Raw genomic sequence first — 17,679 nt, 5'->3', positions numbered from 1 at the left:
CTTCTTAGCTGCGCTTGAAGCGCTCCGCCAAGGAATTGACCACATCCGTGAGCTCGTCGTGGAGCCTTCGCACGATGTCGCCCGCCGGTTCGGCCGTCGCGAGCGGGTACGTGGTGCCCGCCCAGAGCGACATGACCTCCAGCTCGCCGGTCGCGCGCACGGGCTTGGTGAGGTGGTGCACGTTCGGGTACGCGGCGGGCGCGTACGGGCCCTGCTCGATCAGGAATCGGTTCACCAGACCCCGCGCGGGCCGTCCGCTGAACGCCCGCGTGAGTGCCGTCCTGCGGGCCCCTTCCGCGAGCGCTTCCCGCTGTGCCACCGCGGTTCCCGCCTCGGGGCAGCCCAGGAAGGCGGTGCCGAACTGCGCCGCGACCGCACCCGCCGCCAGCACGGCGGCGACGTCCGCGCCGTTGATGAGGCCGCCGGCCGCGATCACCGGCAGGTCGACCGTGCTCTTCACCAGCCTCACCGCGGCCAGCGTCCCGTACAGCTCGCCACCGCCGGGCGAGATGCCGTCGTCGGTGAACGTGCCGCGGTGACCTCCGGCGTCCGATCCCTGCACGCACAGCACGTCCGCGCCGATCTGCTGCGCCTGCCGTGCCTCACTCGGTGTGGTGACCGTCACGACGATCGTGGTACCGGTCGCCTTGAGCCGCTGCACGTCGTCCGCGTCGGGCAGCCCGAACGTGAACGACACCACCGGAACCCGCAGCGCCAGCACCAGTTCGAGCTTCGCCGCGTAGTTGTCGTCGTCCCAGCGCGGTTCGCCCGGCACCACGCCGATCTTGGCCGCGCAGGCCTTGACCCGGTCCACGTAAGACGAGATGTCCGCGGTCGGCCGCGTGCCGGGCACGAACAGGTTGACCCCGAACGGCTTGCTGGTCAGCTGGCTCGTCTGGGCGATCTTCTCCGCGAGCTGCTCGACGGTGATGTAGCCGGCTGCCAGGAACCCGAACCCGCCCGCGTCGCTCACCGCGGCGACCAGTTCGGGAGTGGAGGCGCCGCCCGCCATGGGCGCTGCGATCACGGGCACGGCCAGCGTGTGGAACATGAGCCCAACCTAGTTGGACGAAGGGGTGGATGCCCGGCGAAACCCCTGTGTCGTTGATGACGCAAGCGTTGCTCCGAACGGCCTCGGCGTCACGTCCACTGTGGACGTGACGCCGAGGTGTCCATCACCTAGGGCAGGGAGTCCAGGTGAGGGGCGATCGTGTTGGCGAACTGCCAGTTGTTCGAGGCGTCCCAGTTGATCGACCACGTCATGGCGCCCCGGATGGACGGCCAGGTCGTGCTCGGCTTGAACGTGCCGCAGCTGGTGCCGCGGGCGAGGCAGCTGAGCGCGTTGTTGACGTTGGACGGCGACTGGTACCCACCACCGGCGCCCGACGGTGACGCGGGCAGGCCGAGGCCGACCTGGTCGGGCCGCAGGCCGCTCTGCAGCTGGATGCACGCGAGCGCGGTCAGGAAGTTGACCGTGCCCTGGCTGTAGACCTGCTGGTCGCAGCCGAGCATCGAGCCGGAGTTGTAGTACTGCATGTTCACGATGGTCAGGATGTCCTTGACCGCCAACGCCAGCTTGAAGTACTCGGCGCCGGTGTTCTGCATGTCGATCGTCTGCGGCGCCATGGTGATGACGGTGCCGCCGCCGGCGTGGATGCTGCGCAGCGCCTGTGCCATGTAGGTGGCGTTGACGCCGTTCTCCAGGTCGATGTCGACGCCGTTGAAGCCGTAGTTGGAGATCAGGCTCCGAACGCTGTTGGCGAAGTTCGTCGCCGCCGTGGAGTTGCCGACGCTGATCGTGCCCTTCTCACCACCGACGGAGATGATCACCTTCTGGCTGCGGTTCTGCAGGGTCCTGACGTCGGCCTTGAACTGCGCGTCGGTGTAGCCGCCGAGCTGGCTGCTCAGCCCAGGGTCGAGGTTGAACGCGACCTGTCCCTGCACGGCCGTCGCGTCGGCGAACGAAACCGCGACGATGTCGTAGGTGGTGGGGACGTCCGACAACCTGAGTGCGCGCGCACCGTTGTAGAAGTTCTGCCAGTAGCCCGTCAGCACGTGCTTGGGCAGACCGGTGTTCGGCGGGTTGCTGGTCGTAGTAGTGGTTGTGGTTGTTGTGGTGGACGTCGTGGTGCTCGTGGTCGTCGGCGGTGTGCCGGGGCCGTCGAGGTTGACGTCGTCCGCGTAGTAGGCGGGCTGGCCGTACCAGCCGTGCAGGTAGATGGTCACGCTGGTGGCGCCGCCGCTGTTGAAGTCGACGGTGAGCTGGGTGAAGCTGCTCGCCCCCGGCGTCCAGGTGCTCTTCTCGACGCCGCCGGTGACACCGAGGTAGACGTAGCTGCCCTGCACCCACGCGGACAGCTTGTAGGCCGTGTTCGGTTGCACCGTCACGGTTTGCTGGCAACGCGCGTTGCTCTGACCGGCGGGCGCACCCTGCAGCGCGTAGGTGCCGCTGCGCTTGGTGCTCGTGGTGGCGCTGGTGCCCTCGGTGCAGGTCCAGCCGCTCAGGTTGCCGGCCTCGAAGCCGCTGTTGGCCGCGAGGTTCGCGGCGACGGCGTTGCCGTTGATCACCAACACCAGACCGGCGCAGGCGAACAGCGCGGACAGCAGCGCTACCGCTGCTCGTCTGGTCTTGGACATGGTCCACCTCCACACATCATGCGGCGGCCATGTTGTGAGTTGTCCTAAAAATGGACTAGACCACTACGTCCGGTCAAGCACTGCGCTGGTCATCGGATGTATCAAGTTGATCCGTTAGCTTGATGCGCGTGTTCACCCTCGAAGACGCCATCGCGCTCGCCACCTCCACCCACGACGGTCAGGTGGACAAGTCGGGCCGCCCGTACATCGGACATCCGCTGCGGGTGATGGCATCGGTGACGGGTGAACACGCGAAGATGGCCGCCGTCCTGCACGACGTCATCGAGGACACCCCGGTGACCGCTCATGATCTGCTCGCTCGCGGCTGCCCCACCGTCGTGGTCGACGCCGTCGTCGCGCTGTCGCACCTGCCCGACGAACCGCAGGACGTCTACCTGCGCCGCGTCGCCGCGAACCCGTTGGCACTCTCCGTGAAGCGCGCCGACATCGCCGACAACCTCTCGCCGGCCCGCATGGCCCGCCTCGACGCCGCGCTGCAGGAGCGCCTGCAGACCAAGTACGCGAGCGCGCTGAGGTTGCTCGACGAGTTCGTGAGTTAACTAACCTTCTTCATCGGTACAGGCCACGTGAGCAGGGTGTATTATCGATTCGTAACCAAGATTGGAAGGACAAGATGACCCGCCACGACCTGTCCGTGAAGTCCCTGCGCACGAGCCTGGCCTCCCGCCGTGACGCTCGCCTGAAGCGCCGGAGCCTGGAGCGGCAGTTGGCCAGCTACACCACCGAGAGCGACCGGCTCGAGCTGGACGCCATCCTCTCCCGCCACAGCGCCGAGGAGACGGGCGAGCTCCGCTCGATCATCAACCGCCAGGCGATGGACCGCTTGATCCGCGCCTGACGAGTAACCCCCTGGGCCACCCCGGCAACGTTGCCGCGGGTGGCCTTCGCGTTTCTAGAACAGGCGCTTGACGGTCAGCACGTTGTCCTTGCGCGTCTCCTCCTGACCGTCCGGCCCGACGAGAGGCCGCTCGACCACCTCGTCCGTGACGACGATCCAGTTGTCCGCGAGCTTGAGGTGGTCGAGCACGTCCTTGGTCGTCGGGAAGTAGTAGTCCTGGTGCTCGGACCACGACGGCGCCCCCGCGTGCCCGCCGACGATCAGGTGTCCGCCGGGCGCCACCGCCTCCGACGCCCGCCGCAGGATGCTGTTGCGCTCCCCGTCCTCCTCCACGGGCGAGTGCAGGAACTGAGCGCTGACCAGGTCGTACAACCCCTCGGGGAACGTGACCTTGAGATCGTGCTGCTCCACCGAGATCTCGACGCCGGCCTCGAACGCGTGCTTCACCGCCCGGTCCAGCGCCACCTGCGACACGTCGACGCCCAGCACCCGCCAGCCCCGCTTGGCCAGCCAGACGGCGTCGCCACCCTCGGCGCACCCGATGTCCAGCGCGCTGCCCGGCGTGAGCCGCTCGGCCTCCCGCACCAGCAACGGGTTCGGTTTGCCGGACCAGACCTGGTCCCGCTCCGAGTAGAAGGTCTCCCAGAACTCCTGCGCAGTCGTCATGGTTCGAAGATGCGCCAGGCCGTGCGAAATCGGCAACCTATGTTGCCGTTCCAGCAACGCCCGGGCCCGGCAGCAGGTCGACGTCATCCGCCCGCATCGGCTCGCCGCAGTGGTCACAACGCAGCTCGACGTCCGCGATCTCTCCGCACGCGTGATGCCGGTACAGCACCGGCGGGCCCGCCTCGCCCGCGAGCCACCGGTCGCCCCAGCCCTTCATGACCATGAGCAGGTCGACGAGCTCGGCGCCCTTCCGCGTCAGCACGTACTCGTACCGCGGCCGCCGGTCGTACGGGCGGCGCTCCAGCACCCCCTGCTCGACGAGGTGGTTCAGCCGTTCGGTCAGCACCTTGCGCGAGATCCCGAGATCGGCCTGGAGCTGCTCGAACCGGTTCATCCCGACCCACACGTCGCGCAGGATCAGCGGCGACCAGGGCTCCCCGATCACGTCGAGCGTGCGCGCGATCGAGCACGCCATCCCACTGAAGCTCGTGCGTTGCATGCCGCCAGCCTAGCAACTCGGGGTTCCCTTAAGGAACTTAACCCTGCTACGGTTCCCAGCGTCTCTTGAAGGAACTCAGAAACGGGGTCACGACGATGAGCAAGGTCCTGAGCGCCCACTCGGTCTCGGTCGACGGCTACATCACCGGCCGCAATCCTCGCGCCGGCCACGGTCTCGGCGACGGTGGCGTGCTCTTCGACTGGTACTTCGGCGGCGACACCCCGAGCCAGGTCTTCGACGGCTTCAAGCTGAGCGAGGCCAGCGCGCCGCTGTTCGACTCGCTGGCCGCTCGCGTGGGCGCCATGGTCGCCGGCCGCAACACCTACGAGGACTCCGAACGGTTCGGCGGCGGCAGCCCGGTCCCGAACGCACGCCTGGTCCTGCTGAGCCACGACCAGATCGAGGTCAGCGACCAGCAAACCCTCGTGACCACCGGCATCGAGGACGCGATCGCTCAAGCGCGCGAACTCGCACAGGGCAAGGACGTCGGCCTGATGGGCGGCGGTGTGCTGGCCGCGGCGCTCAAGGCCGGCTTGGTGGACGAGATCGTGCTGCACCAGGTGCCGGTCCTGCTGGGCGGCGGCCGCCCGTTCTTCCAGGAACTGCCCGAACACGTGCGCCTGAACCTCGTCGAGGTCGTCCCGGCGCTGGGCGTCACCCACCTCCATTACGAGGTGCGGCGGTAAGCGGGTCGTCATGCTCGGCCGTGATGGGTGCGGAACATGTCGTGCGGGTCGACGATGCGTTTGATGGCGACGAGCCGGTCGAAGTCGCCGGGGAGGTAGCCGGTGGCGAGCTCGGTGGCGGTGATGTCGGGGCCGGACAGGAAGTTCACGCAGACGCCGCCGGTGCTCCAGGGGTTCATCGCGGTGAACAGCCGGGTGAACGCCGTGCGCAGTGCCGGTAGCTCTGCGGGTTGTGCGGCAGCTCCGGCGTAGAGGACGTACTGGCCGTCGCGGCGAGCGAGCGCGCTGGGGACCGCGCCGGGCCGGTTCAGAGCGCCGCCGGTGTGGCGCAGCTCGACGAGGTAGGGGGCGTCGGCATCAGGGCCGGCGTGGCGCAACAGCTCCGTGACGGCAGCGGGGTCCAGCGATTCCAGCATGGTGTTGCGGGCGTGGAACGGCACCGGGGTGGTGGGTTCGGCGTGGATGGTGCCGACGGCGCTGTAGGGCATCTCGGTGACGGTGTCGGTGATCGGTCCGAGCTCGCGGAACGGGTGGACGAGCTGCTTTCCGTCGTCGGCGGAGCCGGTGTAGGCGAACCGCAGATGCAGCAGGTAGCGGCCGCGCAGGGTGTCGGGCAGGGCGGGGAGGTCCGGCATCCGGATGAGCAGCACCGAAGAGCTCATCTCCTCGGGGACGGTGCGGGTCCACTCCGCCCAGGTGGCGAGGACGCGCTCGGCGGTGTCGGCGGCGAAGTGCATGCCGCCGCCGTAGAGCCGGGTGATCGGGTGCAGGTCGATCTCCAGGGCGGTGACGACGCCGAAGGTTCCTTTGCCGCCGCCGCGCAACGCCCAGAACAGGTCCGGGTCCTCGGTTGCGGTGACGCGGCGCAGCTCGACGTGGCCGGACGCGTCGGCGGTGACGATCTCGACGGCGCGGACGTGGTCGACGGCCCAGCCGAGGCTGCGGCCGAGAATCCCCAGCCCGCCGCCGAGGTGGTAGGAGACCGCGCCGACCTCGGGTGAGGAGCCGTTGAGCGGTGCGAGTCCGTGTTCGGCCGCGGCACGCACCAACGCTCCGCCGCGCACTCCGGCCTCGATCCGGGCGGTGCGGGCGTGCGGGTCGATGGTGATCCCGTCGAGCCGCGAGGTGGTGATCAGGACCTGGCCGTAGGCGCTGCGGGACGGGCCGTGCCCGGTGGCCTGGACGGCGACGCCCAGGCCGTGCGCGGCGGCGTGGCGGACGGCGGCGATCACGTCGTCGACGGAGGCTGCCGGAACGACGACCGCAGGCCGGTGCTCGACGGAGAGGTTGTAGCCGAGGCGCTCGGTGTCGTAGCCGGGATCGGTCTTGGTGAGGTAATCGGTCATGACACGATCCTGTCTGCGCTGAGCTGCGGGAACAACGTCAGATCAAGCATCGACTGATAACCTGGAAGTTATGGAACGGCGTGAGATCGAGATCTTCCTGGCGCTCGCGGAGGAGCTCCATTTCGGTCGCACGGCGCAGCGGTTGCTGGTGTCGCAGGCGCGCGTGAGCCAGACGATCGCCCGGCTGGAACGCCGGTTCGGGGTGGCCCTGTTCGAGCGCACCAGCCGGCGGGTCGCGCTCACCCCGGTCGGCGCCGCCCTCTACGCCGACGTCCGCGCGGGACACGACCGCATCGAACGCGGGGTCGCCGCCGCCGTCGCGGCCGGCCGCGGGATCACCGGCGTGCTCACCGTCGGTCTGGAAGCACCCGCGGTCGCCGAGCTCGCCGCCCCGGTGTTCACCCGGTTCCGCGAGAAGAACCCCGGTGTCGAGATCGTCTTCCGCGAGACCGGCTTCACCGACCCGCTCGACCTGCTGCGCTCCGGCGAGGTCGACGTCGCCGTCACCAACGCACCCGTCGGCCCGGACGAAGCCGGGCTCGAGGAAGGCCCGCTCCTGTACACCGAACCGGTCGTGCTCGCCGTGGCACGCGAGCACCGGCTGGCCGCCCGCACCGCAGTGACGCTCGACGATCTCGACGGCGAGGTGGTGTTCCGGGCCGGCCGTCGTGCCGCGCCCTACCGCCGCGATCCCGAACCGCCTGCTCCGGCGACCCTGTTGGACCTGATGGCGCGGGTCGCCGCCGGGGAGGGCGTGTGCCCGCTGGCCGCGCACGCCGCCGACTACTTCGCCCGGCCCACTCTCGCGATGGTGCCCTTCGCCGCGGGCTCGCCACCCGTGCGCTGGGTGCTGTGCTGGCGTACCGGCGCCCGCACCGCCAGGGTCGCCGCGCTCGCCGCCGCGACTGCCCAACCGTGAAAAGCCGGACCCGACAAGCGGATCCGGCGCTCAGAACAGCGTCGCCGGCTCGACCGGCTCGGGCTCGGGTAGTGCGTCGAGGTCTGGCACGAGCGTTCGCACGTCGTCGTGGAACCGGCGGGCGAGCGCGGGCGCGTCGTCGTTGTCGGGGGTGTGCAGGAACACCGTCGGCGACCGGCCCTCCCGCAGCCAGTCGGCGACCACCTCGGTCCACGGCCGCCACCCCTCGACCGTTTCCTCGACCGAGTCCCGGCCCAGGTAGCGGACGATCGGCTGGTCGGTCAGCGCCCGCGTCCGCCGCGGCAACCGCGGTTTCCTGTCCCAGGCCTCCCGCTCGGCCTCGCTGGTCGGCGGGCTCTGGAAGAAGACCGTGGTGTCGAACGGAACCCACTCGGCGTCCGCGCCGGCGAGCGCCCCCTCCAGCAACGACGTCGCGCCGGCGTCGGTGAAGAACTTCGGGTGACGCACCTCCACGGCACGCTGGAGGCCGACGGGCAGCCTGCGCAGGAAGCGGGCCAGGGCGTCGACCTCCGTCGGGCCGAACGAGCCGGGCATCTGGGTCCACAGGACCGCACGTTCGCCGAGGGGTTCGATCGCGTCCAGGAACGCCCGCATCTGCACCTCGACGCCTGCCAGCCGACGCTCGTGCGTGACGACCTTGGGCAGCTTGACCACGAACCGGAAGCCGGGATCGGTCTGCTGCGCCCAGGTCGCGACGGTCTTCCGGGCGGGCGTCGCGTAGAACGTGGTGTTGCCCTCGACGGCGTTGCACCAGCCGGCGTAGGCCCGCAGTCGCTCCCCTGCGGGAAGCGACTGCGGCAGGAACCGCCCGAGCCACGCCTTGTGGTTCCACATGGCGCAGCCGACCTGAAGACGCGCCACTGCGCCTACTTCTTGCCCTTCGGCTCGTCCGTGGACAGCGCGGCGACGAAGGCCTCCTGCGGCACCTCGACCCGGCCGACCATCTTCATGCGCTTCTTGCCTTCCTTCTGCTTCTCCAGCAGCTTGCGCTTACGGGTGATGTCACCGCCGTAGCACTTGGCCAGAACGTCCTTGCGGATCGCGCGAATCGTCTCGCGGGCGATGACCCGAGCGCCGATGGCGGCCTGGATCGGCACCTCGAACTGCTGCCGCGGGATGAGTTCGCGCAGCTTGGTGGCCATCCGCGTGCCGTACGCGTAGGCGTAGTCCTTGTGCACGATCGCGCTGAACGCGTCGACGGCCTCGCCCTGCAGCAGGATGTCGACCTTGACCAGGTCCGCCATCATCTCGCCCGACTCTTCGTAGTCCAGCGACGCGTAGCCACGCGTACGGGACTTCAGCGAGTCGAAGAAGTCGAAGATGATCTCACCGAGCGGCATCGTGTAGCGCAGCTCGACGCGGTCCTCGGACAGGTAGTCCATGCCGCCCAGCTGACCGCGCTTGGTCTGGCACAGCTCCATGATCGCGCCGATGTAGTCCGACGGCGCGATGATCGTGCACTTCGTGACGGGCTCGTACACCTCGGCGCGCTTGCCCTCGGGCCAGTCGGACGGGTTCGTCACGACGATCTCGGTGCCGTCCTCCATGACCACGCGGTAGACCACGTTGGGGGCCGTGGAGATGAGGTCGAGACCGTACTCGCGCTCCAGGCGGTCGCGCGTGATCTCCAGGTGCAGCAGGCCGAGGAAGCCGCAGCGGAAACCGAACCCGAGCGCGGCCGACGTCTCCGGTTCGAACGTGAGCGCGGCGTCGTTGAGCTGCAGCTTGTCCAGCGCCTCGCGGAGCTCCGGGTAGTCGGAGCCGTCGACCGGGTACAGGCCCGAGTAGACCATCGGCCGCGGCTCGCGGTAGCCGGCCAACGGCTCGGCGGCGCCCTTCTTCTCGGACGTCACCGTGTCGCCGACCTTGGACTGGCGGACGTCCTTCACGCCGGTGATCAGGTAGCCCACCTCGCCGACCCCGAGGCCGCGGGACGGCTTCGGCTCGGGCGAGACGATGCCGACCTCGAGGATCTCGTGGGTCGCACCGGTGGACATCATCTTGATGCGCTCGCGCGGCGTGATCTTGCCGTCGACGACCCTGATGTACGTCACGACGCCGCGGTAGGTGTCGTAGACCGAGTCGAAGATCATGGCGCGCGCCGGGGAGTTCGCCTCGCCGACCGGGGCCGGGACCTTCTTCACGACCTCGTTCAGCAGCTCACCGACGCCGAGACCGGTCTTCGCGGAGACCCGCAGCACCTCCTCCGGCTCACAGCCGGTGATGTGCGCGATCTCCTTGGCGTACTTGTCCGGGTCCGCGGCGGGCAGGTCGATCTTGTTCAGCACCGGGATGATGGTGAGGTCGTTCTCCATCGCCAGGTACAGGTTCGCGAGCGTCTGCGCCTCGATGCCCTGCGCGGCGTCCACCAGCAGCACGGCGCCTTCGCAGGCCTCCAGCGCGCGGGACACCTCGTAGGTGAAGTCGACGTGGCCAGGCGTGTCGATCATGTGCAGGACGTGGTCCTGCCCGTCGACCTGCCACGGAAGGCGCACGTTCTGCGCCTTGATGGTGATACCGCGCTCACGCTCGATATCCATGCGATCGAGGTACTGAGCGCGCATCGCCCGCGCCTCGACCACGCCGGTGATCTGCAGCATCCGGTCGGCCAGCGTGGACTTGCCGTGGTCGATGTGCGCGATGATGCAGAAGTTCCGGATGAGCTCCGGCGGCGTGAAGGTCGTGTCGGCGAACGTGGTCAAGGTGGTCCTCAGCAGGAAATCGGACGGGTGTCCCCTCATGGTCCCATAGCGGCCGGTGTGCCCTGCACCACTAGGGTGCGTTCGTGCTGATGAACGGTGAGGACCCCCGCCCCGCCAAGGGCGCGGTGCGCGAGATTTTCGACGCGGCCAGGGCCGCGAAGCTGGACTACTCCCCCACCGTGGACGGCGACGCCGACCCCGGCGAGGTCGTGTGGGCCTGGGTGCCGTTCGAGGAGGACGCCTCCCGCGGCAAGGACCGTCCGCTTCTGGTCGTCGGGCACGCGAACGGCGATCTCGTGGCGCTGATGCTCTCCTCGAAAGAGCCGCGCGACGACTTCCTGGAACTGGGCGCGGGCGCCTGGGACCGCGATGGCCGGCCGTCCTACCTGCGCCTCGACCGCGTGTTCGCCCTGGACTCGGACGACGACATCCGGCGTGAGGGCGCCGTGCTGGCACCCGCCGCCTTCGGCCAGGTCGTGGACGCCCTGCGCGAACGTCACGGCTGGCGCTGAACGTGACGCGGGCGCGCTGAACCTCAGCGTGCCCGCGCCTGCGTGCTACGCAAGGCGGGTGATGTCGACCGTCACCTCAAGCGCGGTCGCCGCCCCACCCGAGTAGATCCCCTTCAACGGTGCAACGTCCGCATAGTCGCGCCCAAGTGCCACCCACACGTGCCGTGGCCCGACAGGCATCGCGTTCGTGGGGTCGTACCCCCACCACCCGCCAGTCCACGCCTCGATCCACGCGTGCGACTCGCCACGCACCGTCTCTCGCGGCGCGCCGTCCTTCTTCGTGTGCAGGTACCCGGACACATAGCGCGCCGGAATCCCCATACCGCGCAACAACACCAATGTCAGATGCGCGAAGTCCTGACACACGCCCTTGCGTTCCTGCCACGCGTCAACGGCCGAACTGTGCACACCGGTCGACCCCGGCTGGTACTTCAACTGCTCCCACACCCACTGTGACGCCGCCAGCACCGCGTCCGACGGCGACTGGCCCTTCTTCAACTCCCGCGCCACCGCCAGCAACTCGCGGTCGCGCGGCGTGTAGCGCGTGGGTTCCAAGAACTCCGTGTACCGGTCCACGAGGTTGTCCGCGCGCATGTCACCCCACGTACCAGTGGTGACGGGTTCGATCTCCGCGCTCGTCTCGACCACCGACGACGCGACGACCTTCAGTTCCTTGTGTGGCGCGTGCAGGTCGAACGAGGTGACCTCAGTCCCCCAGTAGTCCGTGTAGCGATAGGCACGCGTAGCCGGTGTGGTCTCAACGCGCGAGACAACGACGTTCTGACGCCTGTCCCCACGCGGAGTCAGCCGCGCCTCGTTGTACGACTGCACAACCGGTGCCTCATACCGATAACCCGTCGTGTGCACGACACGCACTCGCCAGCTCATGGTCAGCCCACCTCGGTGTTCGTCCAGGCGACCCACGGCGCCACGTGGAAGTACTGCTGCGACACGGCTTCACCAACATCTCGAACCGTCTTCTGCAACGCCGCAAGACGTTTCGGCAAGTCGTCCAGCAAGTCGTGCGGCCTGAGGAACTCCAGCTCGCTCCGCGCCTTGCCCAACAACCTCAGCGCCTCTGCCCGTGCCCCAACGCGCACAGACGGCTGGTTCTCCAACTGCTCCAAACAAGACTCAGCCTGCCTAAGCGCATGAAACACCGACCGCGGAAACAGCCTGTCCAACAACAAGAACTGCACAACGCGAGACGCGTCCAACGCGCCCCTGTACGTCCGCAGGTACGTGTCATGCGCGCCGGCCGACCGCAGCACGGTGACCCACCCAGGCGACGAAGCCCGGTCCCCCACGCGAGCGAGGAGCAGCCGCACGATCATGTCGACACGCTCGACCGACCGCCCCAGCACGAGGAACCGCCACCCGTCATCGCGCGACATCGTGGAGTCGGCAAGTCCGGCGAACATCGCCGCCCGCTCCTCCACGAACGAGAAGAACGCGTGTGGCCCCATCGCGCGCGCGTAGGTCTGCCGTTCAGCAACGGCGTTCCACATCGCGTTGAGGCACTCCCACATTTCGGTCGACACGACCTCGCGCGCACCACGCGTGTTCTCTCGCGCGCTGTTCACCGACGCGACGATCGAACTGGGGTTGTCCTTGTTGTACGCCACCAGTTCCGTCAACGACCACACGTCGAACTGGTCAGCTCCAGCCGGCGGCGTGATGCCCAGAACCGTGAGGAGCTGGCGGGACGTGGCGTCCGGGTCGACCGTCGCGTCCTCCAACAGCTGATGGACCGAAACGTCCAGGATGCGCGCCGTGTCGTCCGCCCGTTCGACGTAGCGGCCGATCCAGTACAGCGACTCCGCGTTGCGTGCCAGCATTTTCGCGCGCCTCCCTACTGCTGCTGTTGCTGTTGCTGGGAGGTGGTCAGCTCCGGCCCCTGCTCGGCCGCCGCAGCCTCCATCTTGGACGTCCCGGCCAACCCGGGCTCCGCGAGTTCCCGCTCCTGCGTGGACGACTTGGCCGCCAGCACCCAGGTGTCCTTCGACCCGCCGCCCTGCGACGAGTTGACCACCAGACTGCCCTCGGGCAACGCCACCCGCGTCAACCCACCAGGCAGCACAAAGATGAAGTTCCCGTCGTTGACCGCAAACGGCCGTAGGTCAACATGCCGCGGCGCCAACTTGTCCCCGACCTTGGTGGGCACCGTCGACAGCTGCACCACCGGCTGCGCGATCCACCCGCGCGGGTTGCTCCGAATCCGCTTCCGCAACGAGTTCAACTCCCGCACCGTCGCGTCCGGCCCGAACACGATCCCGTACCCGCCCGACCCCTCGACCGGCTTGACCACCAGTTCGTCGAGCTTGTCGAGCACGTGCGCCCGCTCCTCCGGCAACCAGCACCGGAACGTGTCCACGTTGGGCAGCAACGGCTTCTCGCCGAGGTAGTACTGCACGATCTCCGGCAGGTAGGTGTAAACGAGCTTGTCGTCCGCCACCCCGTTGCCCACCGCGTTGGCCACGACGACATTGCCCGCCCGCGCCGCGTTCAGCAGACCGGCGATGCCCAGCACCGAGTCCGGCCGGAAGTGCACCGGATCCAGGAAGTCGTCATCGATGCGCCGATAGATGACATCAACCTGGCGCTCCCCCTCAGTCGTGCGGAGGTACACGAAGTTGTCGCGGCAGAACAGGTCCCGCCCCTCAACCAACTCCACGCCCATCTGCCGCGCCAACAACGAGTGCTCGAAGTACGCGCTGTTAGCCAACCCAGGCGTGAGGACAACAACGTTCGGATCCGCCGCGTTAGGCGCAGCGGCGTTACGGAGCGCTCGTAGTAGGTGAACCGCATAGTCACCCACGGCCCGCACGCGATGCCGCGCGAACAGATCCGGAAACACCCGAGCCATCGTCCGGCGGTTCTCCATCACGTAACTCACCCCGGACGGGCACCGCAGGTTGTCCTCGAGAACCCGGAACGTCCCCTGCTCGTCCCGCACCAGGTCGACCCCCGCCACGTGGATGCGCACACCGTTGGGCGGACTGATGCCGGCCGCCTCCCGGTGGAAGTGGTCGCACGACGTAATGAGACGCCGAGGCAACACTCCATCCCGGACGATCTGCGCGTCGCCGTAGATGTCCGCGAGGAACATCTCAAGCGCCCGCACCCGCTGAACGATGCCTTTCTCGAGCTTCGACCACTCACTCGCGGTGATGATCCGCGGAATCAGGTCGAGCGGGAACGGCCGTTCCTGCCCGGACAGTGAGAACGTGATGCCTTGGTCGACAAAGGCCCGGCCAAGGGCCTCACTCCGCGCGTTCAGCTCGTTGACCTGCGACGGAGCCACCGACTCGTACAACGCGCGGTAAGCAGACCGCACCCCGTTGTCCGTGGAGAACATCTCGTCGTAGGCGCCGGCGTGTGGCCTTTGAGGGTTGAGATAGCCGTTGAACAGCTCACCGAGCCTCGGCGTGGTGACCGTGCGGCTGCGGCGCAGTCCTGAGGTGCGGGCTCGGCGTTCCATGGTCCACATCTTCACCCTGTTGGTGCCGTTTTCGCACTACCCCGAGCGGACAGAAACCTGCCGGAAACGAAACTCGGTACTTTTCCAGGCGTGAGCTCAGCCGAACCGCGCGACCGCACGCCCCGGATGACGCTGGAACGCGCTGTCGAACTCAACAGTCCGATCACCGAGTTCGCAGTGAGCATGAGGCCGGCGGACGACCTGCTGATCAAGGTGAACGGCGTGGTGAACTTGCGCGCGAACACCGGCGAGCTCTACGAAGGCGTCGACGACATGACCTTCGTGCGCAGCTTCACCGGAGTTCGGCGGGTAACGCTGGGCGGCGTGACCGCGGAGGCCGTCGACGGCACCGTGAACCTCTCCAACGGCCTGAGCCTGAGCGCTCACACGTCCTCCATCACCACTCTCGGAATCTGCACCTCGGGCCGCGAGTTGCTGCTCATCTCGGCGAGCGAGGGCGGCAACATCAGGCTGTGGGACGTCCGCACCGGGCAGCAACGACGATTCGCCGCACAGCAGAGTCCCGCGACCTCCGTCCTGGACTACGTCGGACCGGACGGACGGCCTCGCATCGTGTCCGGAGGCCCCGACGGCACCCTGTACATCTGGGACCCGCGGCTGCCTGCGGCTCCCTTGGCCGGAGTGGTGTCCACGCGCGGTTTCAACGACCGAGTGGCCGTCCAGGACCTGCTCGACAGGCAGGCGCTGGTGACCGCGCTCACCGAGGTGCTCGAACCCGGTGACGGCCCGACGGTCATCACGCTGGAGGGCGCCTGGGGCTCTGGCAAGAGCACGGTGCTCGAGTTCGTGCGCGGCAAGCTGACGCGAGACCCCGACGAATCACGTCGTGGGCGGAAGCTGACGGCGTTCGCCGCTGACCTGATGTTGTACCGCCCGCCCAAACCCACCCGCTTCTTCAAGAACCCGGACAAGCCTCTGGTGGCGTTCTTCAACCCGTGGCAGCACCAGTCGAGTGAACAGGTCTGGGCGGGGCTGGCATCGGCGGTCACGACAGCCGCCGAACCGGCGATCATTCCCGACCAGAACGCCAAGGAGCAGTACTGGTTCGCGAAGAACGTGCACCGCGTGGACCGCATGCACCTGCGGCGTCAGATGTGGAAGCGGATCTACTCACCGCTGTTGTCGTTCGCCGGGCTGGGTTTCGGTCTCTCGCTACTAGGTGCGCTGACCAAGCTCAACCTCACGTGGGCCTGGTGGGCGACGGCAGGACTCGCCGGAGTCGGGCTGTTGCACACAGCGCGGCGCTACTTCTTCGGCCGAGCGTCAGCGTTCCTGCCTGGTGAGCTGTTCACCGGGCCGATCGCCAGTACCGCGTTCTCCGCACCGGGCACGGACCCGGTGCTCCGCGACCCGTACTACCGAGCGAAAGCCGGCTACCTGTATCTCGTGCAGCACGACGTCAAGACGTTGCTGGAGGATCTCGCGGGCCACGGATACCAGGTCGTGGTACTGATCGACGATCTCGACCGATGCACGCCTCGTACAACGGCACAGGTCTTCGAAGCGATCAACGTGTTCCTGTCGAACGACTTCCCCTACACGCGCTTCGTTCTGGGCGTGGACACATCGGTGGTGGCATCCCACGTCGACCACGCCTACAAGGAGCTGGCCGACGCTGAAGTCGTCGCCCACCCCGACGACCCGAGTCCAGGATGGACGTTCCTGCGAAAGCTCGTGCAACTGCCGGTGCGCCTGCCACGGACGACCGAGGACACGGTCGACGCGGTGCTGACCGCACACTTGGGGGAGATTCACCAAGAAGACGCCGAGGAACCCGTCCTGTTCGAAGGAACCAAGCCGACCATCCACAAGCAGGTGGACGACGTCATCGCCGACCAGCCTGAACAGGTGGTCGTCGTCATCGAACGGCACACTGAAGTCCGCACGCACCTGCGACGTCGGCTGGCCGCGCAGCCCGAACACTCCGTGCGGGAACAGAAGCGGCTGCTGAACGTCTGGCAGTTCTACCTGCGGGTGCTGGGTTCCTCGGACGTCACCCTGGCGTGCCACCTGGTCGTCGTCGCCGAGATCGCGGTCAGGTGGCCCGCCTACCTGCACCGGTTGCGCGGTGGCTGGCAGGTCCTGGCCGACGCGGTCGGCGACGACGTCCGGTGGGGCGCGACGATCGCCAGGCTCGGGTTCGCCTACTCTGACCGGAAAGCTGCGGCGAACCTGCGGGAACTGCTGCGCGACTGCGATGCGCAAGCGGTTGCGAGGTTGGCGAACAGGTTGTTCTAGAGGCGGACCTTCAGCACGGTGCCGGAGGCTTGGGTGACGAACATCGTGCGGGTGCCGGGCAGGAAGCGGGCCGCGGTCGGGTTCTTGAGGCCGTTGAGCAGGACGCAGTGGGCGCCGGTCCAGGGGTCGACCTTGATGATCTCGCCGCTGGTGTAGGTGGTGACGTAGAGCTTGCCGTCGGGGCCGACGGCGAGGTCGTCGAGGCCCTTGTCGGGGGCGCCGAGTTCGATGCGCGTTTGGCGGTTGCCGGTGATGCGGACGATGGCGGACCGCGGGTCGATGACGATGTTGGTGAAGACGGTGTTGCCGATGGTGACGATGCCGTTGGGGTAGGCGATGTCGAGGTGGCGGACCAAGGAGCCGCGACGGTCGAACTCGTAGAGGCCCGTGAAGGGGTCGGAGACGTAGAGGTGGCCGCGGGCGTCGAACTCGGCGCCGTTGGCGGAGCTCAGGACGTCACCGCCGATCCACACCTCGGGGTTGGGCGTGAGGCGGACCACGCCGGACGGTTGGGGGCGCGTCTCGGGGCTGTCGTTGCCGAAGTTGACGTGCAGGACGCCGTTCGGGCCCTTGCGGATCGCGCCGGGGGCACGGAGGTCGTGTTTCCGCAGGAAGGTGCCGTCCAGGCGGTACTGCTCGACGGCGTTGCCGGTCAGGTTGGAGAGCCAGATGGTGTTGCCGTCGAACTCCAGGTTCTCGTACCAGGTGTTGGCGGTGTGGAACGTGGAGACGGTCGGCTGGGGGCAGTGGATCGGTGAGGCGTTGGCGGGTGCGGCGGTCAGGGACAGCACGAGGCACAGCAGCGCGAGGATCCTCATGCGCTCGACGCTAGGGACTGGAGCCGGCGGGGCGCATCGGCTTTTCCGCCTACCGGTCCGTGGCGCCCACGCCGGCGATCAGCCGTCGGCAGAACGTGAAAAAGCCCTGCGGGGAGCGCTTTTGGCGCTCAACCCGCAGGGCTAAATTAAGTTCGGCGGCGACCTACTCTCCCACACCGTAACCAGTGCAGTACCATCGGCGCAGAAGGGCTTAACTACCGGGTTCGGAATGGGACCGGGTGTTTCCCCAACGCTATAACCACCGAAACACTAT

General features: G+C 67.9%; 17 protein-coding genes and 1 rRNA gene. 6 read left to right on the top strand and 12 right to left on the bottom strand.

Annotation, left to right across the window (positions count from 1 at the left end):
* Positions 1 to 4: 4 nt before the first annotated feature.
* The gene (locus tag G7043_RS27275) at positions 5 to 1,051 is read right to left on the bottom strand and encodes a nitronate monooxygenase (RefSeq protein ID WP_166050305.1); all 1,047 of its coding nucleotides are present in this window, start codon (positions 1,049 to 1,051) and stop codon (positions 5 to 7) included.
* A gap of 128 nt (positions 1,052 to 1,179) precedes the next feature.
* On the bottom strand, positions 1,180 to 2,637 hold the full coding sequence (locus G7043_RS27270) for a chitinase (protein WP_166050303.1): 1,458 nt from the start codon (positions 2,635 to 2,637) through the stop codon (positions 1,180 to 1,182).
* A 128-nt stretch (positions 2,638 to 2,765) separates the two neighbouring features.
* Here G7043_RS27270 and G7043_RS27265 point away from each other — a divergent pair, with 128 nt between their 5' ends.
* Together G7043_RS27265 and G7043_RS27260 are read left to right on the top strand one after the other, a co-directional pair.
* Positions 2,766 to 3,197 carry a phosphohydrolase gene (locus G7043_RS27265; RefSeq protein WP_390828141.1) on the top strand — a complete coding sequence of 144 codons (432 nt, stop codon included), beginning with the start codon at positions 2,766 to 2,768 and terminating at the stop codon, positions 3,195 to 3,197.
* Positions 3,198 to 3,271: 74 nt separating this feature from the next.
* Positions 3,272 to 3,496 (top strand): hypothetical protein, encoded by a 225-nt coding sequence (locus tag G7043_RS27260; protein ID WP_166050299.1) that lies wholly within the window; start codon positions 3,272 to 3,274, stop codon positions 3,494 to 3,496.
* A 54-nt stretch (positions 3,497 to 3,550) separates the two neighbouring features.
* Here the strand turns inward: G7043_RS27260 and G7043_RS27255 are convergent, their stop codons facing one another.
* Positions 3,551 to 4,162 carry a class I SAM-dependent methyltransferase gene (locus tag G7043_RS27255; protein WP_166050297.1) on the bottom strand — a complete coding sequence of 204 codons (612 nt, stop codon included), beginning with the start codon at positions 4,160 to 4,162 and terminating at the stop codon, positions 3,551 to 3,553.
* A 37-nt stretch (positions 4,163 to 4,199) separates the two neighbouring features.
* A complete protein-coding gene (locus G7043_RS27250) occupies positions 4,200 to 4,661 on the bottom strand; it encodes a winged helix-turn-helix transcriptional regulator (protein ID WP_166050295.1) in 462 nt (153 codons plus the stop codon).
* A 95-nt stretch (positions 4,662 to 4,756) separates the two neighbouring features.
* On the opposite strand from G7043_RS27250, the gene G7043_RS27245 reads away from it, so the two are divergent.
* Entirely contained in the window at positions 4,757 to 5,347 is a 591-nt protein-coding gene (locus G7043_RS27245; RefSeq protein ID WP_166050292.1) for a dihydrofolate reductase family protein, read from the top strand.
* 8 nt (positions 5,348 to 5,355) lie between these two features.
* On the opposite strand, the gene G7043_RS27240 is transcribed toward G7043_RS27245, so the two are convergent.
* A complete protein-coding gene (locus G7043_RS27240; RefSeq protein ID WP_166050290.1) occupies positions 5,356 to 6,693 on the bottom strand; it encodes an FAD-binding oxidoreductase in 1,338 nt (445 codons plus the stop codon).
* 70 nt (positions 6,694 to 6,763) lie between these two features.
* Here G7043_RS27240 and G7043_RS27235 point away from each other — a divergent pair, with 70 nt between their 5' ends.
* Entirely contained in the window at positions 6,764 to 7,612 is an 849-nt protein-coding gene (locus G7043_RS27235) for a LysR family transcriptional regulator (RefSeq protein ID WP_166050288.1), read from the top strand.
* Between the two features lie 30 nt (positions 7,613 to 7,642).
* On the opposite strand, the gene G7043_RS27230 is transcribed toward G7043_RS27235, so the two are convergent.
* Together G7043_RS27230 and lepA are read right to left on the bottom strand one after the other, a co-directional pair.
* Positions 7,643 to 8,467 carry a DUF72 domain-containing protein gene (locus G7043_RS27230; protein WP_166051024.1) on the bottom strand — a complete coding sequence of 275 codons (825 nt, stop codon included), beginning with the start codon at positions 8,465 to 8,467 and terminating at the stop codon, positions 7,643 to 7,645.
* Positions 8,468 to 8,499: 32 nt separating this feature from the next.
* Positions 8,500 to 10,335, bottom strand: a complete 1,836-nt coding sequence (gene lepA, locus G7043_RS27225; protein ID WP_166050286.1) for a translation elongation factor 4 — start codon at positions 10,333 to 10,335, stop codon at positions 8,500 to 8,502.
* Positions 10,336 to 10,424: 89 nt separating this feature from the next.
* Here lepA and G7043_RS27220 point away from each other — a divergent pair, with 89 nt between their 5' ends.
* Complete coding sequence (locus G7043_RS27220; protein ID WP_207311832.1) at positions 10,425 to 10,847, top strand: type II toxin-antitoxin system PemK/MazF family toxin; 423 nt, start codon at positions 10,425 to 10,427, stop codon at positions 10,845 to 10,847.
* A 45-nt stretch (positions 10,848 to 10,892) separates the two neighbouring features.
* Here the strand turns inward: G7043_RS27220 and G7043_RS27215 are convergent, their stop codons facing one another.
* Genes G7043_RS27215 through G7043_RS27205 form a run of 3 tightly spaced genes read right to left on the bottom strand, consistent with a single transcriptional unit; the run spans position 10,893 to position 14,328 of the window.
* On the bottom strand, positions 10,893 to 11,735 hold the full coding sequence (locus tag G7043_RS27215; protein WP_166050282.1) for a transglutaminase family protein: 843 nt from the start codon (positions 11,733 to 11,735) through the stop codon (positions 10,893 to 10,895).
* Positions 11,736 to 11,737: 2 nt separating this feature from the next.
* Positions 11,738 to 12,685: an alpha-E domain-containing protein gene (locus tag G7043_RS27210; RefSeq protein WP_166050280.1), complete on the bottom strand. Its 948-nt coding sequence runs from the start codon at positions 12,683 to 12,685 to the stop codon at positions 11,738 to 11,740.
* A gap of 14 nt (positions 12,686 to 12,699) precedes the next feature.
* A complete protein-coding gene (locus G7043_RS27205; protein WP_242642745.1) occupies positions 12,700 to 14,328 on the bottom strand; it encodes a circularly permuted type 2 ATP-grasp protein in 1,629 nt (542 codons plus the stop codon).
* Between the two features lie 90 nt (positions 14,329 to 14,418).
* Between G7043_RS27205 and G7043_RS27200 the strand changes: the two genes are divergently transcribed.
* Positions 14,419 to 16,587, top strand: coding sequence for a P-loop NTPase fold protein (locus tag G7043_RS27200; protein WP_166050278.1), 2,169 nt, complete (start codon positions 14,419 to 14,421; stop codon positions 16,585 to 16,587).
* On the opposite strand, the gene G7043_RS27195 is transcribed toward G7043_RS27200, so the two are convergent.
* Together G7043_RS27195 and rrf are read right to left on the bottom strand one after the other, a co-directional pair.
* Positions 16,584 to 17,405 carry an SMP-30/gluconolactonase/LRE family protein gene (locus G7043_RS27195; RefSeq protein WP_166050276.1) on the bottom strand — a complete coding sequence of 274 codons (822 nt, stop codon included), beginning with the start codon at positions 17,403 to 17,405 and terminating at the stop codon, positions 16,584 to 16,586. The two genes, G7043_RS27200 and G7043_RS27195, sit on opposite strands and share 4 nt — an antisense overlap.
* Positions 17,406 to 17,555: 150 nt before the next feature.
* Positions 17,556 to 17,672, bottom strand: a 5S ribosomal RNA gene (gene rrf / locus G7043_RS27190).
* Between the last annotated feature and the right edge of the window lie 7 nt (positions 17,673 to 17,679).

The organism is Lentzea alba (assembly GCF_011067745.1).
In the GTDB taxonomy this organism is placed as follows: Bacteria; Actinomycetota; Actinomycetes; order Mycobacteriales; family Pseudonocardiaceae; genus Lentzea; species Lentzea alba.
The sequence above is the reverse complement of the archived record's forward strand: the minus strand, read 5'-3'. Positions and strand labels throughout refer to the sequence as shown.

Bases quoted from the DNA above. Each gene is read 5' to 3' on its own strand.
- G7043_RS27195 (WP_166050276.1), bottom strand. From the start codon at position 17,405: ATGAGGATCCTCGCGCTGCTGTGCCTCGTGCTGTCCCTGACCGCCGCA.
- G7043_RS27255 (WP_166050297.1), bottom strand. From the start codon at position 4,162: ATGACGACTGCGCAGGAGTTCTGGGAGACCTTCTACTCGGAGCGGGAC.
- G7043_RS27230 (WP_166051024.1), bottom strand. From the start codon at position 8,467: ATGTGGAACCACAAGGCGTGGCTCGGGCGGTTCCTGCCGCAGTCGCTT.
- G7043_RS27245 (WP_166050292.1), top strand. From the start codon at position 4,757: ATGAGCAAGGTCCTGAGCGCCCACTCGGTCTCGGTCGACGGCTACATC.
- G7043_RS27240 (WP_166050290.1), bottom strand. From the start codon at position 6,693: ATGACCGATTACCTCACCAAGACCGATCCCGGCTACGACACCGAGCGC.
- G7043_RS27250 (WP_166050295.1), bottom strand. From the start codon at position 4,661: ATGCAACGCACGAGCTTCAGTGGGATGGCGTGCTCGATCGCGCGCACG.
- G7043_RS27205 (WP_242642745.1), bottom strand. From the start codon at position 14,328: ATGGAACGCCGAGCCCGCACCTCAGGACTGCGCCGCAGCCGCACGGTC.
- G7043_RS27235 (WP_166050288.1), top strand. From the start codon at position 6,764: ATGGAACGGCGTGAGATCGAGATCTTCCTGGCGCTCGCGGAGGAGCTC.
- G7043_RS27275 (WP_166050305.1), bottom strand. From the start codon at position 1,051: ATGTTCCACACGCTGGCCGTGCCCGTGATCGCAGCGCCCATGGCGGGC.
- G7043_RS27210 (WP_166050280.1), bottom strand. From the start codon at position 12,685: ATGCTGGCACGCAACGCGGAGTCGCTGTACTGGATCGGCCGCTACGTC.
- G7043_RS27270 (WP_166050303.1), bottom strand. From the start codon at position 2,637: ATGTCCAAGACCAGACGAGCAGCGGTAGCGCTGCTGTCCGCGCTGTTC.
- G7043_RS27220 (WP_207311832.1), top strand. From the start codon at position 10,425: ATGAACGGTGAGGACCCCCGCCCCGCCAAGGGCGCGGTGCGCGAGATT.
- G7043_RS27260 (WP_166050299.1), top strand. From the start codon at position 3,272: ATGACCCGCCACGACCTGTCCGTGAAGTCCCTGCGCACGAGCCTGGCC.
- G7043_RS27215 (WP_166050282.1), bottom strand. From the start codon at position 11,735: ATGAGCTGGCGAGTGCGTGTCGTGCACACGACGGGTTATCGGTATGAG.